This is a genomic window from Psychrobacter sp. M17(2026) (assembly GCF_055699815.1).
In genome coordinates this window covers 276,104-297,407 of sequence record NZ_CM146741.1, presented here as the reverse complement: position 1 = coordinate 297,407, position 21,304 = coordinate 276,104, and the positions used below count along the sequence as shown (strand labels likewise).

The 21,304-nt window shown below is 43.6% G+C and carries 17 protein-coding genes; 6 read left to right on the top strand and 11 right to left on the bottom strand.

Features of this window, described 5'->3' with window-relative positions; all coding sequences use genetic code 11:
• Window positions 1-89 precede the first annotated feature (89 nt).
• Both ACR63T_RS01305 and ACR63T_RS01300 read left to right on the top strand, forming a co-directional pair.
• Complete coding sequence (locus ACR63T_RS01305) at window positions 90-587, top strand: pyridoxamine 5'-phosphate oxidase family protein (RefSeq protein WP_472784514.1); 498 nt, start codon at window positions 90-92, stop codon at window positions 585-587.
• 85 nt (window positions 588-672) lie between these two features.
• Window positions 673-1,167, top strand: coding sequence for a pyridoxamine 5'-phosphate oxidase family protein (locus tag ACR63T_RS01300; protein WP_472784513.1), 495 nt, complete (start codon window positions 673-675; stop codon window positions 1,165-1,167).
• A 91-nt stretch (window positions 1,168-1,258) separates the two neighbouring features.
• Here ACR63T_RS01300 and pgsA read toward each other — a convergent pair whose 3' ends face one another.
• Window positions 1,259-1,933 carry a CDP-diacylglycerol--glycerol-3-phosphate 3-phosphatidyltransferase gene (pgsA, locus tag ACR63T_RS01295; RefSeq protein ID WP_472784512.1) on the bottom strand — a complete coding sequence of 225 codons (675 nt, stop codon included), beginning with the start codon at window positions 1,931-1,933 and terminating at the stop codon, window positions 1,259-1,261.
• A 509-nt stretch (window positions 1,934-2,442) separates the two neighbouring features.
• Between pgsA and ACR63T_RS01290 the strand changes: the two genes are divergently transcribed.
• The gene (locus ACR63T_RS01290; RefSeq protein ID WP_472784511.1) at window positions 2,443-2,847 is read left to right on the top strand and encodes a hypothetical protein; all 405 of its coding nucleotides are present in this window, start codon (window positions 2,443-2,445) and stop codon (window positions 2,845-2,847) included.
• 274 nt (window positions 2,848-3,121) lie between these two features.
• On the opposite strand, the gene ACR63T_RS01285 is transcribed toward ACR63T_RS01290, so the two are convergent.
• From ACR63T_RS01285 to ACR63T_RS01250, 8 genes are all read right to left on the bottom strand, one after another.
• Window positions 3,122-4,363, bottom strand: a complete 1,242-nt coding sequence (locus tag ACR63T_RS01285; RefSeq protein WP_472784510.1) for an NAD(P)/FAD-dependent oxidoreductase — start codon at window positions 4,361-4,363, stop codon at window positions 3,122-3,124.
• A complete protein-coding gene (gene acs, locus ACR63T_RS01280) occupies window positions 4,353-6,317 on the bottom strand; it encodes an acetate--CoA ligase (RefSeq protein ID WP_472784509.1) in 1,965 nt (654 codons plus the stop codon). The genes ACR63T_RS01285 and acs overlap by 11 nt, the downstream gene beginning before the upstream one ends.
• Window positions 6,318-6,665: 348 nt before the next feature.
• Entirely contained in the window at window positions 6,666-7,901 is a 1,236-nt protein-coding gene (locus ACR63T_RS01275; RefSeq protein ID WP_472784508.1) for an ABC transporter substrate-binding protein, read from the bottom strand.
• A 53-nt stretch (window positions 7,902-7,954) separates the two neighbouring features.
• Window positions 7,955-10,000 carry an AMP-dependent synthetase/ligase gene (locus ACR63T_RS01270; RefSeq protein WP_472784507.1) on the bottom strand — a complete coding sequence of 682 codons (2,046 nt, stop codon included), beginning with the start codon at window positions 9,998-10,000 and terminating at the stop codon, window positions 7,955-7,957.
• A gap of 5 nt (window positions 10,001-10,005) precedes the next feature.
• Entirely contained in the window at window positions 10,006-10,848 is an 843-nt protein-coding gene (locus ACR63T_RS01265) for an ABC transporter ATP-binding protein (RefSeq protein WP_472784506.1), read from the bottom strand.
• Complete coding sequence (locus ACR63T_RS01260; protein WP_472784505.1) at window positions 10,848-11,615, bottom strand: ABC transporter ATP-binding protein; 768 nt, start codon at window positions 11,613-11,615, stop codon at window positions 10,848-10,850. Before ACR63T_RS01260 ends, ACR63T_RS01265 begins: the two co-directional genes overlap by 1 nt.
• Window positions 11,612-12,709 (bottom strand): branched-chain amino acid ABC transporter permease, encoded by a 1,098-nt coding sequence (locus tag ACR63T_RS01255; RefSeq protein WP_305899403.1) that lies wholly within the window; start codon window positions 12,707-12,709, stop codon window positions 11,612-11,614. The genes ACR63T_RS01260 and ACR63T_RS01255 overlap by 4 nt, the downstream gene beginning before the upstream one ends.
• 136 nt (window positions 12,710-12,845) lie before the next feature.
• Window positions 12,846-13,724, bottom strand: coding sequence for a branched-chain amino acid ABC transporter permease (locus tag ACR63T_RS01250; RefSeq protein WP_305899402.1), 879 nt, complete (start codon window positions 13,722-13,724; stop codon window positions 12,846-12,848).
• Between the two features lie 465 nt (window positions 13,725-14,189).
• Between ACR63T_RS01250 and ACR63T_RS01245 the strand changes: the two genes are divergently transcribed.
• Window positions 14,190-15,551 (top strand): BaiN/RdsA family NAD(P)/FAD-dependent oxidoreductase, encoded by a 1,362-nt coding sequence (locus ACR63T_RS01245; protein WP_472784504.1) that lies wholly within the window; start codon window positions 14,190-14,192, stop codon window positions 15,549-15,551.
• 226 nt (window positions 15,552-15,777) lie between these two features.
• On the opposite strand, the gene nemA is transcribed toward ACR63T_RS01245, so the two are convergent.
• Window positions 15,778-16,890 (bottom strand): N-ethylmaleimide reductase, encoded by a 1,113-nt coding sequence (nemA, locus tag ACR63T_RS01240; RefSeq protein ID WP_472784503.1) that lies wholly within the window; start codon window positions 16,888-16,890, stop codon window positions 15,778-15,780.
• A 412-nt stretch (window positions 16,891-17,302) separates the two neighbouring features.
• On the opposite strand from nemA, the gene ACR63T_RS01235 reads away from it, so the two are divergent.
• Together ACR63T_RS01235 and ACR63T_RS01230 are read left to right on the top strand one after the other, a co-directional pair.
• On the top strand, window positions 17,303-18,835 hold the full coding sequence (locus ACR63T_RS01235; protein WP_472784502.1) for an alpha/beta hydrolase: 1,533 nt from the start codon (window positions 17,303-17,305) through the stop codon (window positions 18,833-18,835).
• A 25-nt stretch (window positions 18,836-18,860) separates the two neighbouring features.
• The gene (locus ACR63T_RS01230) at window positions 18,861-19,994 is read left to right on the top strand and encodes a hypothetical protein (RefSeq protein ID WP_472784501.1); all 1,134 of its coding nucleotides are present in this window, start codon (window positions 18,861-18,863) and stop codon (window positions 19,992-19,994) included.
• Between the two features lie 52 nt (window positions 19,995-20,046).
• On the opposite strand, the gene trpB is transcribed toward ACR63T_RS01230, so the two are convergent.
• Entirely contained in the window at window positions 20,047-21,264 is a 1,218-nt protein-coding gene (trpB, locus tag ACR63T_RS01225; RefSeq protein WP_305899398.1) for a tryptophan synthase subunit beta, read from the bottom strand.
• Window positions 21,265-21,304 lie beyond the last annotated feature (40 nt).

Sequence of the window (21,304 nt, the reverse complement as noted above, 5' to 3'; positions counted from 1 at the left end):
TGATATAAAGATTTATCACATAAAAATAACTATCAATAGTCCGCATTGAAAATCGTTCAATAATAGTCATAACGACAAGGATAAACATTATGAATAAACAAGAAAATATCGATAAAATTCAAGCCATGGTAAAAGATGTCAAATATACCATGATGACTACTCGTACCAATGAAGACCATCTGCACTCTTGCCCGATGAACACCACTGAAACAGGTATCGGTGCTAGAGAGATCTGGTTTATTGGTCATACTCCTTCTCAAACCGTCGACAATATCAAAAATAATCCTGAGCTAAACCTATCTTATGTTGCTGAGGATAATAAGAAATACTTATCTATCACGGGTAAAGCCGAGCTGGTTGAGGATAGGGCAAAACTTGAGGAATTATGGTCAGTGGTTTATAACGCTTATTTTGAGCAGGGTATTGATGATCCAAAAGTCCAGCTCATAAAGGTTATTCCTCACGGCGCTGAATATTGGGAGAATGGCAATACTTTGACTAGCGCGCTTAAAATTACGGCGGCAGCGGTAACAGAAACCGCGGTTGGTGATAGCTTAGGTGAAAATTTCTCAGTAACGCTAGATTGATAATTAAAGTAATAAATCTAAAACCAGCAAGTCCAAAATAAGATAAACAAAATAATTTTAGTACTGTTAATAAAAGGATAACTATATGAGTAAGCAAGATAATATCGATAAAGTACAAGCAATCGTAAAAGATGTAAAATTTGCCATGATGACCACCGTCAATAGTAAAGGTGATCTGCATGCTTGGCCGATGACAACCAGTGAAACCAGTATCGGTGGTAAAGAGATTTGGTTTATTGGTGACAAAACATCAGATGTTGTCAAAGACATTCAGGATAACAAAAAGATCGGCCTATCTTATGCTACTCAAGATGAGAAGAACTACGTCTCTGTTAGCGCCAATGCAGAGCTACCTACTGATAAAGCTAAACTGGAAGAGCTGTGGTCACCTGTGTACAATGCATTTTTTGAGCATGGTCAAGACGATGAAAACGTACAACTTATCAAAGTCGTCCCGCATGGCGTAGAATGTTGGATTAGCGGTAGCTCAACCGTAAATATGTTTAAGATGGTAGTAGCAGCAGTCCAAGATGGTAAAACCGCTGAAGATATCGGTGAGACCTTTAAGATTGAGCTATAATCTGTAGTAAGTTATTTAAATTTAGCCAATAAAAATGCCAGTCAGCTTATTACAGCTACTGGCATTTTTTGTTATTCAATATAGCTATAAACTAGCCACTTTGCTTAAGATAAGGCCAAGCGGCTTTGAGATAAATAAACATCGACCATAACGTGAGCACGACTGCTGCTACCATTAGACCGTAACCAATCAGCTCAAGCGACTCCCAGTTCAATAACAGCACCGTAATAGCAATCATCTGAAAAGTAGTCTTGAGTTTGCCCACATAAGAGACCGCTACGCTAGTACGATTGCCCAGCTCCGCCATCCATTCACGCAGTGCCGATACGGCAATCTCACGCGAGATAATCACAATAGCTGCTATCGCCATAATGATATTGGGATGCCATTGCACAAGAATAATAAGCGCAGCTGCTACCATCAATTTGTCAGCGACTGGATCTAAAAATTTGCCAAAAGCAGATGTTACGTTAAGCTTACGCGCAAAATAGCCATCGAGCCAGTCGGTAATAGCGGCAATGATAAAGACGCCTGTCAATAGTAAATGACGCAATAAGCTATCGCTAAACTCGCTCATCCCTACTCGCGCGATAACATTATCTGAGATCGCAGCCTGTCCAATGCCCATAGCGGGCGGCCAGTAGGCTATCGCTACAAATAGGGGAATCATCAAAATACGCGCAATCGTTAAATTGTTCGGCAGATTAAAAATGCTTTTATCGTTTGGTACGGGTTGCAAAGGCGGCGTATCTATATTTTTGGTCATGACAAAACCAGTCTAATAATAAAGGGTGAATATAAATATAAGGCTAAAAATACCATAAAGGCTGCTAGCTTAGCATTTTTCATCGATGCCGTCATGCCATCTATGTACGAGTAACAGTAGCAGCGACTATCCTTACTCTTGCAACGCACAAGGATTAACGCTTAGTAGTGATATTCATCGACAATATATTTTAAATATACCAATGAGAATATAGCCTTATACAGGTGTGCACTGAAAAGTGTAAGCAGATGTAAGAAATGATTGAATAATATAAGCTGAGCCTTATCTCAGTTAACAAGGTGTGCAAGATAATAATGATCATAGAAACAATAACAACAATAAGCCGTAACTACTGATTCCACAGTCTATTCATTTAGCTGTCTAGCCAGTTTTCCTCAGCCTACAGTATTTCTTCTGTAGGCCTTTTTTTGTGCAAAATTTGATTGATAAATTGCTCAAATAACGCCAATCAGTTAAAGTTGATTAAACTTGTAAATCGATCAATGAATATGGCTAACAAAACCGAATGTGCGAGCTGTGGTAAGCGTATAAATGCGAATGCTACGATATGTCCTAAATGTGGCGGCGCGGCTAAAGTCGTAGCTGAGCCCGTCGATAATAAGGCTGAGCGAAAAGGCAAACTTTGGGCTTATCTCACGGGCACGCTGTTCATTATTACAGGTCTTGGCGCGTTTCAGATCGGGATGATTTCAGCAATCATGTTGATCCTTGGCGGTGCGTTGGCTTTGCCTTTTGTTAGATCAGGATTGGTCAAGCTAAGTGGCTTTAAAACGGACAAGTTCTTAGTTATCGTCAGCGCGATACTGATTATCGGTGGGGTTATTGGCTACACTAGCTCAGTTAAAAATGATCGGCTTGATAGGATAGAAAGTACGGCTGCTGCTAGTGAATAAATTGGCTATAAATGATAGTCACTTTAAACTGGTTTAGATTTGAACGCCTCATTAGTGAGGTATATACGAATAGGGTTGTTGCAACGATGCTAAGCTTTATACAGCTCTCAAATTACTGTACGTCTTCTTAGGATAGAGCCTTTAAACTAACATTGGAGTGTTCCAAAGTTGTTAGTTGGGCTAGAATCGCCAGCCTACGGTAAAAAATGATTACCATTGCGGATCGCGTAAGGTTTGATAAAAATTGCCTGAAATGCCCAAGCCTGAATCTTATTTATTTATTCAAATTGCCAGTCACAACCCCAACCGTCTCCACCGCCATTTGATAACAGCTTTCAATATTACCCTGACCACACCAGTCGCCACTAACGATCCATTGATTCTTTTTATCGATTAGCAAGCCTAATGGCTTCTCGTCACCTTCGATATCTAACGGCATTAGCGTTGAGGCAAAACGCCAGCGATGACAGTCTACTTGGCTAGGTGCTGTGTCGTCATTCCAGTTCAACGCTTGCTTTGCCTCGGCTAATAGTTGCCTTGTCATCTCCTCAATATCTTCATCCACCTGCTGCTGAGACCACTCATTATCAGCGTGAATCGTGACGCTAGGCAATATATGTTCGTGGTTAGGCTTGTGATGCTCAACGAATATTCTATCGAGGATGGACTCTTGCACATAGGCTACGTCCCATGCGCTAGAAGACTTATCATCTAAAGACTTAGCGTTCAAAGACTCTGGTAAGCTCTCAAGATTATCCCAGCCCAACATTAAGGTATAGCATGCCAGCATTTCTGGCTTGAGGATTTTGGCTTGCTCGCTAAAGCCACTGTCCGCCATCAGTTCTATGGCTTGTCCATTAGGTGCGGTACAGATTACCCAATCGAACTGCCCTAAACTTGCGCCATCTTCATCGAATAGCTCAGTTTTCTTAGTAGTAGAGTTGTACTGTTGATCGTTTAAAGGTGCGACACGGGTTTTGAACTTGACCGTACTAGATGCTAGATTATCAGCCAGCGCTCGACCCCAACTGGTCATCTTCGGCGTGCTTACAAAACGCGCGTGAGTACTATCCCACTGCTCTTTTTTATCAATAGTAGGTGGCTGATTGTCATCTGAAGCTGGTAATAACTCAACCACTTGCGCACACCACGGCTGTAATAATCCCGAATCTAACCAAGGCGCTATGAACTGCGAAAAGCCATCTGTTTTAGCAGTAAAAAACTGCGCACCAAACGCCCATTGCCACTGTTTATTAACCTCGTGATCAGTGTTAGTATTAGCATCAGTATCTTTATTAGTACGATAGCGAGTTGCTAGCCGACCTACGCTGCGAGATTTCTCAAAGATAGTAATATCTGCTTTATTATTACTAGTCACATCAGCTTGGTTAGGTTGCTTAGCAAGCGCGCGCTCAAGTAGGGTCGCGGTCAATAAGCCGGTTAAGCCGCCACCGATAATAGCGATCTTTACTGTTTTTACATTATGACTAGCCCTTGCACTATGATTAGCAATCATGGGCACGGCGCTCCGCTTTAACCACTTCGATCATCTGATTGATCACTGAACTGTCTGCTAAAGTAGACAAGTCACCGAGACCGATATATTGACCTGCGGCTAAATTACGCAAGATACGACGCATGATCTTACCAGAGCGCGTCTTGGGTAGCGCATCGACGATGTAGATAGCATCTAAGTTAGCAATAGGGCCAATCTCATTACGCACATGACGATTGAGCTCAGATTTCAAACTGCTATTTGCCTCCTCTCCCATACTAAGAACGACAAAAGCGGCGATGCCTACCCCTCTTATTTCGTGTGGCATACCAACGACAGCGGCTTCAACAATAGACGGATGCGCATCGATTGAGCTCTCAACTTCAGCAGTACCCAGCCTGTGTCCTGAAACATTAAGCACATCGTCGACCCGACCTGTGATCCAATAGTGCCCATCCTCATCACGCTGAACGCCATCACCTGTGAAGTAATGCCCAGGATAGTCGGTAAAATAAGTCTCTAAAAAGCGCTGATGATCATTATAAATACCTCGCATCTGCCCAGGCCAGCTACTACTAATGACTAGATTGCCATGAGCAGGGCCATCGAGAATAGTATCATCAGTATCGACGACATCTGGCACGATACCGTACATTGGATTCATCGCCGCGCCTGGTTTGAGCGCTACCGTACCTGGAATAGGAGCCAGCATAATACCGCCTGTTTCGGTCTGCCACCACGTGTCGATAACGGGACAGTTACCATTACCGACGACATTATAGTACCAGTCCCAAGCTTCAGGGTTGATAGGCTCACCCACCGTTCCGAGCAGACGCAGGCTTGAGCGCTCAGACTCGTTGACAAAGTCATTGCCCTCTTTCATCATCGAGCGTATGGCAGTTGGCGCAGTATATAAAATGCTGACTTTATGCTTGTCAATAATATTGCCTACTCGCGCCCAAGTAGGATAATCAGGCACACCTTCAAACATGAGCGTAGTGGTGCCATTAGCTAGTGGCGCATAAGTGGCATACGTATGACCTGTGACCCAGCCGACATCAGCAGTGCACCAGTAGACATCATCGTCTTTTATATCAAAGACGTCACGAAAGGTTGACAAAGCATAAGTGATATAGCCGCCTGTAGTATGTAGTACGCCTTTGGGCTTGCCTGTAGAGCCTGAAGTGTACAATAAAAACAGCGGATCCTCGCTATTCATAACCTCAGGCTCGCAGTGTACGCTCTCGCTCTCAACTAAAGTATGATACCAAATATCACGGCGACCACTCATGGGGATCGAATTGCCTGTACGATAAACCACAATAACTTTTTCGACGCATTCTGTGCCTTCCATATCCAGCGCCCGATCGACATTGACCTTGAGCGGGCTGTGCTTATTACCACGCAAGCCTTCGTCGGCAGTAATCACCAGCTTAGATTGGCTATCTACAATACGATTACCCAAACTGTCCGCTGAAAAACCACCGAATACGACTGAATGTACCGCCCCAATACGAGCACAAGCCAGCATCGCGATCATAGCTTCAGGTATCATCGGCATATAAATCGTAACGCGATCGCCTTTTTGCACGCCTAGTTTGCGCATGGCATTACCCAAACGGCAAACCTCACTATGCAGCTCTTTGAAAGAGATGATTTTGTTTGAAGAGGGATGATCACCCTCCCAAATAATGGCAGGCTTATAGGGATTGGTTTTTAGATGACGATCTAGACAATTAACTGAAATATTGAGCTGTCCATCCTCAAACCACTTGATACGAAAATCGTCTAAATCATAATTGACGTTGCTGATAATAGTTGGCTTTTTGATCCAATCGATGGCTTGTGCCCGCTCCGCCCAATAGGCATCAGTATTACTAGATGAGGCAACAGAGCGTTCATAATCATTGTGGTATTGTTCAGCGCTGGTATTGGCAGTGGCAATAAAATCAGCCGAAATAGGGAATATTTTCATAATGGTTTCCTTATTATCAAGTAATAGCAACAAATATGGCTATAAAGCAAAATGGCAGTTATGCATAAAAAATAAAAAATCTTTTTCACTATACCTAACTTGCATTGAGGTTACACATCAAACCATTATCTATCTTTATCATACCTATTCTCCAGTCATTATAAAACGACTATCTTGTCAAACTCGTTAACTTTAGTTTTTATTAAATAAGCATTGGCTTTTATAATTGGTAAGCATTCATGAGTAATCGATGGTTAGGTTATCTAGGGTCTGTTGCACAAAAAATAAGCGGACTGGCTAGCAATCCGCTTATTTATAAAATATTTTTAGACTAAATATCAATAGTACTTATTTAAGCTGGGTGATGGTTTTCCATGCGCCACTGTTTACTTGTGATAGGTAAACGTCGTTAATTGCAACATGGCTCTCAGGAGTAATGGCTATGGTAGATCCTGTAATGCCATCAACAAAGCTGACCGTCTCAAGCCCGGCATTAAACGTATCGGCATTTAGGTCTTGACCTGCGGCTGTTAGTCCTTCAACCGTAATTTTTGCTGCAAGATACCCTAAGATAGCGCCTGCTGATACATCCTCACCTGTTGCGGCTTTGAACTTCTCAACAAAAGCTTTTGTTTCAGGCTCATCCGCTCTTAGCGCTAAATCGTTGTAATACGAAACCGCATATAAACCTTCACTTGCGCCGCCTGGTGCCGCAGCAACTGCAGGATGGAACCCTGTTGCAGGGGCGATAAATTTCACATCAGTCCAGCCCATGGCGTTTGCCGTACCTACTGCAGTAATAGCGCCTCGTATGGTTAGAGATAAAGCAATCAGATCACAATCAGCATCTTTTAGTTTGGCAATCGCACCAGAGAAGTCTGTTTCATCTGGGCGATGTGAGCTGGCCTGAACCAAAGTCACATTAGGGTTATTATCAGCGATGTCTTTAGCAGCAGCATTGGTCTCTTCACCATAATCTGAGGGGATATACATAACACACAGATTGCTCACCTCATTTTCGGCAATTAAGTACTCCATACCCATTTTCATTGAGTCGTAATAAGTACTACCAAGCGTATAACGGCGATTTAAGGCACCCTCTTCTTGCATGGGCTTTGCAAAGGTGATCGGCATCACATTAGGGACATTGGCGCGATCCATAATAGGGAAGCTGGCCAAATTGTGCGGTGTACCTAAAGACATTAGCATAGCAAATACTTTATCGCGGCTGACTAGCTTGTTAGCGGCCTGTACAGCCTTTGGTACTTGATATGAATGATCTTCGACGATATAGCGAATTTTTCGACCATTAACGCCACCTGCCGCATTGACTTCATCAAAGTACATGTTGGCTCCAGCGACCGCAGGATTACCAAACCCTGCAAATGGACCCGACAGATCAAGGGCGCCGCCTAAGACGATTTCGGTATCAGTGACGCCTTGTACTGGTATATCGCTAGTAGAGGTGGTGACCTCAGTATCAGAGCCTTCGGCTGTTGATGTGCTCTCAGGGCTACTGCACCCTGCCAAGCTCATTGTGCCAACGGTCAATGCCATTAGCGTCATTTTGAATGTCCATTTCATTACTTCTCTCCTTGCGAACAAGTCGCTGTCAGTTTGATGTGGTGGTAAATAGATTAATACATAGACTCAATGAGCGTATGATGCTTTTTCTCAACTAGACTTCTTTTGAGCTTCATAGTCGCCGTCAGCTCATCATCCTCAGGGCTCAGAAGTACATCGATAAGTCGAAAGCGTTTGATGGTCTCCACTTGAGCTAAAGTCTCATTGGCAGCTTGTACCACCTCATCTATCAAGGCGATAACTTCTGGCGCATGACATAACGAGCGAAAGTCAGAAAACATCACTTGATTATCTTGCGCATATTTTTCGACGTTTTCTTGATCGATCATAATAAGGCAAGTCAAAAATTTACGCTTATCGCCGATGACAACAGCATCCGATACATAAGGGGAGAATTTAAGTTTGCTCTCAATAGCAGCAGGCGTAATATTCTTACCACCTGCCGTGATAATGATATCTTTGATACGGCCTGTAATGTATAAAAACCCCTCTTTTAGCTCGCCGACATCACCAGTATGTAACCAACCACCTTGTAGATCTTCAGCTGTTTTTTCGGGTTTATTCCAGTACCCTGCAAACACATTACCGCCTTTGACCAGTATCTCACCACTATCAGCGATACGGACTTCACAGCCTGGCAGTGGTTTGCCGACGCTACCCGGTCTTTGTGCATCAGAGGTGTTCAGTGAGATCACCCCTGAGCTTTCCGTCATACCATAGCCTTCATAAATAGGCACGCCTATCGCGTGAAACCAGCGAATGATATCCAAAGATATTGGTGCAGCGCCCGTGAGAGCACGACGGATATTAGACATTCCTATCATCTCACGAATTTTGTGCAAAACTAATTTGTCCCAAAACTGATAGCGAAGCTTTTGACCTGTGGTTGGTGTATTGCCTGCCATTACGACACCAGCATACTCATTGCCCGCCTCTAACGCGCGATCAAATGCCCAACCGTTAAAGGCACTGGCATCACTACGCATATTGCTAATAGAGGCATACATCTTCTCCCATAGCCTAGGAACTGCTGTAAAAGAATCTGGCGACACCTCTTTCATGTTCTCGAACACCGTCTCCGTACTCTCAGCAAAATTGACGATACATCCTCTATGAATAGGGAGATCAACGGAGGTAAGGCGCTCTAATACATGACATAAAGGTAGAAAGCAAAGCTGCTCGTCAGTCGATTTTACATCAATCATCTCAATGCTTGTTTTTAGCCCAAATAAGACATTAGCATGCGTGAGGATTGCGCCTTTTGGATTGCCAGTAGTACCTGATGTATAGATAAGTGTACGTACATCATTTGGCGTGCTTTGATCAATATAATGACCAAAGCGCTCTAGAGCGTTGTCAACGCTTTGCCCAAGCGCGTACAGCTCATCGAGAAACATGACATCATCATCATCGAGACTGCGTAACCCTTTTCGATCGAATACAATTACCTTCTTAAGCGACGGCATTTGTTCGCGAACAGCAAGGAACTTATGGAGTTGCTCGTCGTTTTCAACAAATAAAAATCTAGATTGGCTGTCGTTGATAATATAAGCGAGTTGCTCAGCACTATCTGTCGTATAAACGCCATTAGGTATGCCACCGACGGCGCAGACACCTAAGTCGCAATAGAGCCACTCTTTGTTATCTTCACTTAAAATAGAAACAGTATCGCCTTTCGTTAACCCTAACTCGACGAGCGCCATACCAATATCACAACCGCGATGATAGTAATCTAACCAGCTGTGGCTTTGCCAAATACCAAAATCTTTTTCTCGGTGCGCAATTTTAGCACCGCGACTCAAGCATACTTGCCGCCAAAGCTTAGTTAGAGTATCGCAGCCTTCTAGAATTTGTGGTTCATGGTTATAGGGCGCATTTTGAATCTTATTACTGTTTTCATGATTACTTTTATGAAGACTTCCATGGCTGCTTTCACGATTGCTCTCAGAGGTATGGTTATCAGATGGCGATCCAATATAAGACGATGCCTGTATCGTCGGCGCTATATCAACGTCAGTCGTATCAGCAGCTAGAAGTTCAATCAGATTATCTGTAGAAGTATCTGCGGGATTAGTCGAGGTATCTGTAGGATTAATCATAGTCATTACCGCCAAGTCTTTTTGCGTTTCCACCGAGTGGCTTCTGCGGTGTCATCTTTGGTTTGTCCGAGGTAAAACTCTTTAATATCATCAGAATGCAGCAGTTTATCTGCTGAACCTGCCATGACAATACGGCCAGTCTCTAATACATAACCATAATCCGCGGCTGCCAAAGCCACTCTAGCGTTTTGTTCAACGAGTAAAATCGTCACGCCTTGCTCTTTGTTCAACCTGCGAATAATAGTAAAGATCTCTTGCACTAATAATGGTGACAATCCAAGAGAAGGCTCATCAAGGAGCATAAGTGACGGACGTGACATCAGTCCGCGTCCAATCGCTAACATTTGCTGCTGACCGCCAGACATCGTACCAGCGGCTTGATCGCGGCGATCTTTTAGTATAGGGAAATAGTCATATATCATCTCGATATCGCGTTGTATTTCAGATTTATCATTACGTGTATAAGCGCCCATTGCTAGGTTCTCAGCGACACTGAGAAATGGAAAAACTTCCCGGCCCTCTGGCACATGTGATAAGCCTTTTTTAACTAGGCGATCAGGCTCATTACCATCGATACGTTCACCCTGAAACCATACGGCACCTTTACGAGGATTAATGACGCCAGATACCGTTTTCATTAAGGTGGTTTTGCCTGCGCCATTAGCACCCAAGATAGTGACTACTTTGCCTTTTGGCACTTCTAAACTGACACCTCTTAATGCCATAACAGGGCCGTAAAACGATTCAAGATTACGGACTTCAAGCACATTATTGGGCACTTCTGAATCAACTAGCTTGAGCTCAGTGGCAGGCGCTGCCGATGACACTGGTTTTTTTATACCTTGCATCAGATAGCCTCCTGTCCGAGATAAGCCTCAATGACTTGTGGATTTGCTTGAACCTCAGCTGCAGTACCTTGAGCCAAGAACTTACCTTCAGCTACTGCTAGCACTCGATCTGATACTCGATTGACTAAGCTCATATCATGCTCTACCATCAAAATAGTCAACCCTAAGTCCTTTTGCATATCTTCAATCCACCATGCCATCTCAGAGGTTTCTTCCACGCTCAGACCAGATGCTGGTTCGTCGAGCAAAATAAGTTTGGGATTGGCTGCCAATGCGCGAGCAATTTCGACGACTTTGCGAATACCATAAGGTAAACCTGCAATCAGCTGATCTCGATAAGGCGCTAAATCCAAAAAATCTATGATTTTTTCGACCTGCAAACGATGATCACGTTCACTTTGACGTACCTTTGGTAAAAATAACATCTCTTGTATCCAAGAGGTATTGCGCTGAGAATGACGACCAATGAGTAGATTTTGTAGCACGCTTGAGTGATCAAATAGCTCAATGTTCTGGAAGGTGCGAGCGATGCCCAGTTTGGCAATATCGTGCGCAGGCAAGCTTGTGATGTCAGTACCATCAAAAGTAATGCGACCATTTAGTGGCTCATACAAGCGACTAATCAAATTAAAAATAGTCGACTTGCCCGCGCCATTGGGACCCACGATAGTAAATATCTCACCCTCGTTTACCTCAAAGCTGATGTTATCGACTGCTTTGACACCGCCAAATGAGATAGATAATGACTCTACTTGTAACAGGCTCATCGCATACGCTCCGTTTTAAGATAAGTTTTGGAGCGACGAAATAGCCCTTTTCGATACAACGGAAACATCCTGAACCACGTACGCACTTTTATCCATATACCGTATATACCACGTGGCTCGTAGATAATCATTATCACGATGACCAAGGCGAACAATGCGGTATCGATACCAGGGATACTGGTAACACCAGCGATAGCACTTTGACCAAGAGTGTCGCCTAAAATAGCGATGACTTGCGGTAATAGCACCACGACAATCGCGCCAAAAAATGCGCCATGTATGGAGCCTAAACCGCCAATGACAATTTGCAATAAGATAGTGATAGAGATAATAACGGTAAAGCTTTCGTAGTTGACCGCTTGCACAAAATGGCCGTACATAGCGCCGCCGATAGCGGTAATCGCACAAGAGATGCTAAAAGCTAGGGTCTTAGCTTGTGGTACATTGACGCCTAGCGCACGCGCAGATACTTCACTATCTCTAATAGCTAAAAAGGAGCGCCCCGTGCTGCTTCTCAGTAGATTGACGTAAGCAAGCGTAATTAATGTAACGAGTGTTAGACATAAGTAATAAAACGCTTTTGGCGTAATATAGCGATCAATGGTAAAGCCAAACATAGTAATAGGCGGTGCAAAAGTACCAGAGATCCCACCAGTAATGGGTTCGGCAACGATAGCGATGTCTTCGATGATAATACTAAGCGCTAAGGTCGCAATCGCCAAATAGATACCGCTCGTTCTCAAAATCGGCCGAGCAATCAAGGCGCCAATCACACCTGTGATGAGTGCGCAAGCAATGAGAGCGGGTATAAAATTCCAGCCTCGGCTCATGAGCGCTAAATGACTGAACGCCCCTATAGCCATAAAGGCGGCATGACCTAAGCTGACCTGTCCTGTATGACCCGTCAATAGCATCAGACCAAGCCCTGAGATGGACCAAATCAAAATAGCACTAAGCTCACTAATATAATAGTTGCTCAGCAGCCAAGGTGCCAATAGGAGTAAAGAGATAAGAATGCCATATTTGAAAAGCTGGCGCTTATCTTCAAAGATATTAATATCTTGATCATAGCTGTGTTTAAACTGGGCTTTCATTGACAGTACTCATCCTTGAGAATGTATGAATGTATAAAATGTGCTAAGTTATCAAAAAGTCAAAGCTGACAACCTATTATAAATCTGTTCGGCGCTGTTGCTAAGCGCAAGCTGTGCTGTTAATCCAAAACGCGTACTATACTTTTTTCTGTTTAACCTGAGAGAAAATGCCACCAGGACGTACAATTAGCACAATTAACATCACCACATAAGGCGCAATCTGGCTCAGGCCTAACGGTAGATAACGGCTGGCAAAAGGCTCTATCACCCCGATCAATAAGCCACCTGCAAGAGCACCTGGTAGAGATCCTAACCCGCCAATCACAGCAGCGGCAAAAGCTTTGATACCGAATAGTAATCCAACGGAAGGCTCGATTGCGCCTTTGGCTGCGAATAATATACCCGCAAGAGCTGCGACAACACCTGACAATGCCCAAACGATACCATTGACGCGCTTGACAGGAATGCCCATATAGTAGGCCGCCATCTGGTTTTGACTACTCGCTTGCATAGCGATACCGAGCCTAGTATGAGCAAAAAAGAAGTATAAAACGGAGGTTAAGGCAATAGTAGAGATGATAATAATGATATCGACGTAAGCGATACTGAGTGAGCCTAGCGCCAGCATCTTACCCGAAAATGGCGTCTGTAATGAGACTGGACTATACCCCCAAATCACACCAGCACCAAAGCGAATCAAAAAGCCGATCGAAATAGTCAAAATAACCATAGCGAACTGCGGCTGACCAAAGATACCGCGTAGCACAAACCGATCTAGCAGATAGCCGAATACACCCATAATAATGGAAGCTAAAGTGATACCTAATAGAAATGGCAGGTTTGCTTCATCGGCATTGATAAAGGCTATACCTAAAAAGGCGCCAAGCATCAGCATATCGCCTTGGGCAAAATTGACTGCCTCAGAAGCTTTGTAAATCAGAACGAAACCTAGTGCTAGTAGTCCGTAAATACAACCGTTAGCGATACCACTGATTAGCAGTTGTAGGATATCCATAAATTCCCTTTTATCTTAGGTATTGTCATCCGTGACAATATTTAAATAAGCTGTTTAACTTAACCATTCAAGTAAATTCTCTAACGAACTGAGTTTATATACCTGAGTGGTTCTGAGACGCTAAGTGCTTCAATTTAAAACTTTTATAATATTAATAAGTAGTAAGGTAAAAAAACACTACGCTAGTATTAGTTAACAACTTCTATACTTCAACCTTATAGAAACAAACATAACTTGTCCACAAAAAAAGTAGTAACGTAGTGTCCATTACTAACCTCTTCAGTATTCTTAATTTGTTATTATTTAATTTGTTATTGTGAGAGGTATCATAAATTTCAAAGTTAGCGTGCGTTGAGAGCTCATTATCAAAGAAAATATTTCAATCATAGATAGAGCCTAACGCTGGCATGATATAATTTAGAAACCTCCTATTACCCATCTGAACTTACGCCAGAAGTTATCATTATGAGTCAAACACCAAACCAAGCAGTACCCGTAAAGCGAGACCGTCATTCCGTGAATAATCAATCAACAATTAGCAAGTCTGTTAGTAACCATTTTGATGTCATTATTATTGGTGCTGGCGCATCAGGCTTATACTGTGCCCTGACTGCTGGTCGCCGAGGCCGCCGTGTACTAGTGCTTGATCACGCCAATAAAGTAGGCAAGAAGATCCTCATGTCAGGCGGTGGTCGCTGCAACTTCACCAATTACTTTGTCGAATCTGAGCATTTTATCGGCGCAAACGAACACTTTTGTAAATCAGCACTTAGCCGTTATCCGAATTGGGAGTTTATCGCTATGGTTGAGCAGCATAAGATTGCCTATCATGAGCGCGAACATGGGCAGCTGTTTTGTGATGATTCAGCGCAAGATATCGTCACTATGTTACTGGATGAATGTAGCGCCGCTGGGGTGCAAGTCAGGCTCAATACGCAAGTCGATCAGGTTAAAATATCTAATTCAGATCATAGGCAAGATGTCAGTAAACGCTTTCAATTACTCACGAGTAAAAAACTCAGTAAGAAAGAGCTGCATGATACCGCAGCTCAGAGTAAACCATCGCAAACCAATTATAGCTGCGAATCATTAGTGGTTGCCACTGGCGGGCTATCTATCCCAACGATGGGCGCTAGCGGCCTCGGTTACGAGCTGGCACAGCAGTTCGGTCACCAATTATTGACTACTGATGCCAGCCTCGTGCCGTTTACCTTTACCGATAGAACCGGTGAAATCCTGCGTGCTCTGTCTGGTATTAGCTTACCTGTTGTCGCCAGCAATACTCGTACTGCCTTTAAGCTACCTCTACTCTTTACTCATCGTGGTCTCTCTGGCCCTGCGATGCTACAGCTGTCCAATTATTGGCAAACGGGCGAGATGATTGAGATCAATCTACTACCTGACATCGATATTACCGCATTATTATTAGCGCATAAGAAATCACATCCTAAGCAACTCGTTCGCACTGTGCTGGCAGAGAATACGGATAATCAGCTACCCAAAAAGCTGCTAGTGGCGTTACAAACTATGCTATGGGAAGAGGTAAAAGAGACTGAGCTGGCTAATATTAAAGATGAGCGCTTACAAGAGATTGGGTCAGCGATTAATGACTGGCAACTCAAACCCTCTGGCACTGAGGGCTATCGCACCGCTGAGGTGACTCGCGGCGGTGTCAACACCGACGAGATTTCCTCAAAAACGATGCAAAGCAATCTACAAGATGGGCTGTACTTCATTGGCGAAGTGCTTGATGTCACAGGCTGGCTGGGTGGTTATAACTTTCAATGGGCGTGGGCTAGTGGTTTTGTTTGCGGTGAAGTGGTCTGATACTACATTCTAATATCTGCGTATTGATGACAACTTGTGCAACGCTATTTTATATGCGCAGTTATTTTTCTCAATAGGTGTTAACCATCTTAACCTTATAAAATTTGTGTAATCAAAGAAGATAGTTTCGTGGCATCAACAAACCATCCTACTATATTAAAAAATCCACCCTATTATAATAATAGAGTGGATTTTTATTTTATAAAGCCAAGTACTCAACGTCTACTTAGGCGCGTTTTTGAGCTAAAAAAGGATAATCCGTATAGCCTTCAGCACCGCCTCCATAAAAAGTCTCTGGATGCTGCTCGTTTAATGGTTTGCCTTCGCGAATACGCTCAGCCAAATCAGGATTGGCAATATAATCACGCCCAAAGGCTGCTGCATCGATATAGCCTGCTTTGACATTTTTATCAGCTTTGTCCGCCGTATAGCCGCCCGCCGCGATAATCATATTATCAAAGGCAGCACGGATACGCTGACGGAAACCATCGTTATAAGGCGTGCCACCTGCCCAGTCAGGCTCAGATAGATGCAAATACATCAAATCACGCTTATTGATTTGCTCAACCATCCAAATATTATCGTCTTCATCATAGCCTGCCTCTACCGCGTTAAATGTGCCCTGCGGCGAGATGCGTACACCCACATGATCATTATCCCACGCCTCAACACAGGCATCGATAACGTCGAGAGTCAAGCCAGCGCGGTTCTCACGACTACCGCCGTACTCATCACTACGCTTATTGGTTTGCTCAACCCAAAACTGGTGCAACAGATAGCCATGTGCGCCATGTACTTCTACGCCATCGAAGCCAGCTTGTTTTGCCATTTTAGTAGCATCAGCGAAGTCTTTGATGACTTGCTCAATCTCAGCAAGTGTCGCGGCGCGCGGTGGTGTGGTTTCAACGCGAATGGCCTTATTGTCACTATCACGTAACGAGGTACGCGCACCGACATCGACATCTGATGCGGAGATTGGCGCCCCGCCATCAGGTTGGACGCTATCATGAGCGACCAGACCAGTATGCCAGAGCTGAACGACGATCTTGCCACCTTTGGCATGGACATTGTCGACGATTACTTTCCACGCTGTCATTTGATCTTGCGTATGCAATCCGGGCGCGCCAGCATAGCCTTTGGCTTGAAACGATACTTGTGTCGCCTCTGTTATGACTAGACCTGCACCTGCTGCGCGCTGTGAATAGTATTCGCCTGCTAATGCTGTAGGGACATCACCTGGCTCAACCGCCCGTAGGCGCGTCAAGGGTGCCATAATAATACGGTTTTTTAGCGTTTGCGTGCCCATTTTAACGGGTTGAAATAATATATCGTGTGTCATGATGCGCCTTAGTGATTTAGTTATTATTGATGTCTAAAATTATTTTAGATCATCTGTTTATAGGGGGTGCATAAAATTATTCAATTTACAGTTACAAACGAACACTTACTGACTTAACGTCCCAACTTTACTTGGGCATCAACCCACTAGTTTGTCAGATTTTTCTTGCTCTTGTAACGCTTGTCAGTAGAACTATCCGCCCTTAGCCAAACTAACTTTAATCAATTTGAGCAAACAAAGGCTATAAAAATACAATACTAATATAAATTAAATCAATAACCTGCAATCAATGATAAGCTATATTAAAATAATATTTATAATTGATGTATTCGCCAGTTATATCTCTATAATACTCGCCATCGCTATCTAAAAACTTAAGTCAAACTTGCTCTTTTATAGGTCTAATTGCTCCATGTTCTCTAAACTGCTTTCTATTACTTTACTCACAGCAACTACCCTTGCTTGTGGTAGCTGTGCGCCAACCACCGCACCGTTAACCCAGCAAAAGACCATAGATGAAGAGCGCTCTACTTATAGTAAAGAGGGTATTAATTGGCAACCTTGTACGCAATTGAGCTTTGCCAAATGGTTCCCAAGCTATGTCGCAACCGACTCATTAGAGTGCGCTACTATCGAGGTACCGTTGCAACAAGCGCTCGAAACGATGGATAAACCAACAGTTATTAAATTGGCATTATCACGCCTGCCCGCTACTGGCTCTGATGAGGATAAGCTCGGTACACTGATAAATATCTCTGGTGGGCCTGGACAGTCTGGGCTAGATGTCTCTGCTATTGACTCTGCCGCTTATGCCAAGCTGTCCAAACACTTTGATATCATTGGTTACGCGCCGCGCGGTGTCTATCCAAGCACGCCTACGGTCAAATGTAGCACCACCGCGAGAATGCTGTTTCCAGAGGATGTAGAGCAGTTTACCAAAGGCTGCTGGGAGCACACACCCAATGATCTATTGGTACAATTGGGCGCTGACTACGCAGTAGATGATATAGAAGCTATACGCAAAGCTGTAGGCGCTGAAAAAATCAACCTGATTGGCTACTCTTACGGCACCAAAATCGCCGCGCTCTATGCTGAAAAGTTCCCAACCCATCTGCGAGCAGGTGTCCTTGATGGTATCGTCAATCTCAACGAGACTGACTTACAAGTGGCTTATAATCAAGCCCAAGAGACCCAGCGAACCTTTGAGCGCTTTGTCCAGTCTTGTCGCCAGCAGACAGAGTGTTATTTTGCAGATACGAGTACCGTACAACAGGCTGAAGCCAAACTCGCTAAGTTATATCTATATATCGAAAACAATGAGCTCTATGATTTAGACCGTCAGCTTATCTCGACTATGAATATGTCTTGGGTATTAGGCGATTTGCTAACCTGGCCTGAGCAGTGGCCACTGCTTAATGAGTTATTGGTTAGTATTAATAACAAAGACTTTGAGCTATTCAAAACCCTTATTGACGACTCAAAGAACGACGTCGATTATGCGACTTTTGCCTCGATTAGCTGTGCTGATGGTGCACCAACTAACGATAAAAAGATGGACTATATTGATGAGATAAAACGTATCGATGCGCAGCTCACTTGGGATGATTATCGCGAATTTAATGATGAAGAGATATTAGATGCCTGCTATTATTGGCCTATAGCGGGTAGTGATGTGCCGCATATTCCAAAGATGCAGCTATCGGCACCGCCACTATTATTAGTTGCACAAACTAACGATCCTGCGACGCCTTATATCAATGCGCAGATGATGCAAAAATATCTAAATGCCACATTATTGACTCGTCGTAGTGATGGACATACTTTGGCGCTAGCGGATTTGAGCTATTGTGTTGATAATCAAGTCGTTAACTATTTGATCGATCCTAATAACTTTGCCACACAACGAGATGGTAGTCGAAAAAATAACTTATACTGTGCAAAGTAGTCTGTATGTCAGTAAAGGGTGACCTATGCAAAAATATAATTTCATCTTAATATTATTGAGCACATCGCTCTCAATGAGTGCTTGCCAGCCAAAAGCTGAAATCGCTGACACGCCTGCTGTTCAAATCACCAAACAGCCAACGATAAAGCTACCAGTAAAAATGACGACCCCCTCAGAATCAAAAGTATCTAACGACAAAACCGTAATGGCAAAAGACTGTATAGCACTTAATCAAACTATGCAAAAAGTCGATAGCGACAGTAAAATCGAAGCTATTTACGGTATTCAAGATCAGCTAAAAGCCTGCTTACCTACCGCTAATAATGCTGAGGTAATGACGTTACTGAACAGCTATCAGGATATGTACAGTCGGTTTTTAGCAAGTGACTTAGATTATGATTACGATTCAGAGTCGGACTACGAAACTTTTAACAATGCTATTTATGAGCTTTATTATGGTGAGGGCTTATCCTCAGCACAGTTAAAGACGTTAACGCCACGCGATCAGTATTTGGTTGGTCTTGTTAAAAACGATACGGATGTTAGTATCTATGATGAAGGTGAAGGGTACTTTTCTTTTACTCATAACTTAAAAGCAATGGCTGATATTTTTACCCCTTACCTACGTGAAGATCAAAGTGCTTTTATTCAACGTATGGCAATAGATAATCAAGACACTTTTTGGAGTGATGCTTCAGTTACAGTTTCTTTTGAAGACTTAATCAAACGAGCTCTTTTTTGGGAAAATTATATTCAGCAGTACCCTGATGGCTACAGGGTTAAAGATGCCCGATACTTATTGGATTTTTATCGCTATATCATTTTCTTTGGTGCAGAAAACACTCAGTGGACAGATGATGCTATTCGTGAGTTTATGATGCCTGAAGACGAGCAAATGATACAGCAACTATCAAAACATCCTAATAGCATTCTAGCTGAGGATGCGCAAAAATTTCTGAATTTTTTGGCATTACCTGATAGCGAGCGTCAGCAAAAATATCCTGCTCCAAATACAGATGAAGATGGTCGTGAAGTAGGTCATTGGGCTATCGCACGCTATCAATTAGACAAAGCACTACGGATACCTTCAATCTGGGATGAAATTGGAGATAAGGACTGTTTTCACGGTTTGTTTTGTACGGATAAAAGTACAGAATAATGAACGCATAGTGGATTACGCTATTGTTAATCCACTCGTTTAAAAAGGCGGCTTACAACTCCACTTTATCCAAGATAAAGTCAATATCCTTATCGCCGCGCCCTGATAAATTGACCAAGATGGTGTCATCAGATGACATATCTTTTGCCACTCGCATCGCATAGGCAATGGCATGCGCGGTCTCAAGTGCTGGGATAATACCTTCAAGGCGTGACAGCGCCATAAAAGCGTCCAAACACTCGCTATCCGTTGCCGACTCATAAGTCGCCATGTTTTTATCTTTTAGTAGTGAATGCTGCGGGCCAACGCCTGGATAATCGAGACCTGAGGCAATCGAATGCACAGGCGCGGGCTCGCCGTCTTTATCTAGTAGTACATAACATTTAAAGCCATGAATCTCGCCCTTTACGCCCAGCGTCATCGTCGCCGCATGATTGGGCGTATCCAAGCCTTCACCCGCAGGCTCTACCCCGACCTTTTCAACGCTCTCATCGCCCAAAAATCCACTAAAGATACCAATCGCATTAGAGCCGCCACCAACACAGGCGACCACCTTATTAGGTAATTTACCAGTCGTTTCTAAGAACTGCGTACGCGCCTCACGACCGACGACCGATTGAAAATAGCTGACAATTTCAGGATAAGGTGCTGGGCCTAGCGCTGAACCAATGGCAAACATACTGTTATCCAAATCACCAAGATAAGTCTCAAACGCGCTATCGACCGCTTCTTTTAGCGTGCCTGCGCCGCGCGATACCGGCACGATTTTGGCCCCTAATATTTTCATGCGGCTGACATTAGGATGTTCTTTTTCGATATCGACCACGCCCATGTGAATCTCACACTCAAGACCCATGAGCGCGGCTGCGGTTGCCAACGCCACGCCATGTTGCCCTGCGCCTGTCTCGGCGATGACTTTGGTTTTGCCCAGCTTTTTGGCTAATAATACTTCGCCTAAGCAGTGATTAATCTTATGCGCGCCAGTGTGATTTAAGTCTTCACGCTTAAAATAAATCTGTGCCCCGCCACAATACTCGGTTAAACGTCTGGCATGAAATATCGGACTCGGTCTGCCTACGTAAGTTTCACGCAGGCGTTTCATCTCTACGATAAAGTCGTCTTCTTTGATAATCTCACGAAACCCTACCTCGATCTCCTCCATGGCTTTTGCCAATTCAGGATGACCGATCTTGCCACCGAACTCGCCATAAAGACCGTCATTATTAGGGAGTAATAAATGATGTAAACCATATGTGCTTGCAGTTGTCATAGTCTCGCCCTGAATATTTTAAAAGTAATGAATTACGTTT

What these genes read in the sequence shown, in the direction of transcription:
- ACR63T_RS01305 (WP_472784514.1), top strand. Translation starts at nt 90, where the DNA reads ATGAATAAACAAGAAAATATCGATAAAATTCAAGCCATGGTAAAAGAT.
- ACR63T_RS01300 (WP_472784513.1), top strand. Translation starts at nt 673, where the DNA reads ATGAGTAAGCAAGATAATATCGATAAAGTACAAGCAATCGTAAAAGAT.
- pgsA (WP_472784512.1), bottom strand. Translation starts at nt 1,933, where the DNA reads ATGACCAAAAATATAGATACGCCGCCTTTGCAACCCGTACCAAACGAT.
- ACR63T_RS01290 (WP_472784511.1), top strand. Translation starts at nt 2,443, where the DNA reads ATGGCTAACAAAACCGAATGTGCGAGCTGTGGTAAGCGTATAAATGCG.
- ACR63T_RS01285 (WP_472784510.1), bottom strand. Translation starts at nt 4,363, where the DNA reads ATGATTGCTAATCATAGTGCAAGGGCTAGTCATAATGTAAAAACAGTA.
- acs (WP_472784509.1), bottom strand. Translation starts at nt 6,317, where the DNA reads ATGAAAATATTCCCTATTTCGGCTGATTTTATTGCCACTGCCAATACC.
- ACR63T_RS01275 (WP_472784508.1), bottom strand. Translation starts at nt 7,901, where the DNA reads ATGAAATGGACATTCAAAATGACGCTAATGGCATTGACCGTTGGCACA.
- ACR63T_RS01270 (WP_472784507.1), bottom strand. Translation starts at nt 10,000, where the DNA reads ATGATTAATCCTACAGATACCTCGACTAATCCCGCAGATACTTCTACA.
- ACR63T_RS01265 (WP_472784506.1), bottom strand. Translation starts at nt 10,848, where the DNA reads ATGCAAGGTATAAAAAAACCAGTGTCATCGGCAGCGCCTGCCACTGAG.
- ACR63T_RS01260 (WP_472784505.1), bottom strand. Translation starts at nt 11,615, where the DNA reads ATGAGCCTGTTACAAGTAGAGTCATTATCTATCTCATTTGGCGGTGTC.
- ACR63T_RS01255 (WP_305899403.1), bottom strand. Translation starts at nt 12,709, where the DNA reads ATGAAAGCCCAGTTTAAACACAGCTATGATCAAGATATTAATATCTTT.
- ACR63T_RS01250 (WP_305899402.1), bottom strand. Translation starts at nt 13,724, where the DNA reads ATGGATATCCTACAACTGCTAATCAGTGGTATCGCTAACGGTTGTATT.
- ACR63T_RS01245 (WP_472784504.1), top strand. Translation starts at nt 14,190, where the DNA reads ATGAGTCAAACACCAAACCAAGCAGTACCCGTAAAGCGAGACCGTCAT.
- nemA (WP_472784503.1), bottom strand. Translation starts at nt 16,890, where the DNA reads ATGACACACGATATATTATTTCAACCCGTTAAAATGGGCACGCAAACG.
- ACR63T_RS01235 (WP_472784502.1), top strand. Translation starts at nt 17,303, where the DNA reads ATGTTCTCTAAACTGCTTTCTATTACTTTACTCACAGCAACTACCCTT.
- ACR63T_RS01230 (WP_472784501.1), top strand. Translation starts at nt 18,861, where the DNA reads ATGCAAAAATATAATTTCATCTTAATATTATTGAGCACATCGCTCTCA.
- trpB (WP_305899398.1), bottom strand. Translation starts at nt 21,264, where the DNA reads ATGACAACTGCAAGCACATATGGTTTACATCATTTATTACTCCCTAAT.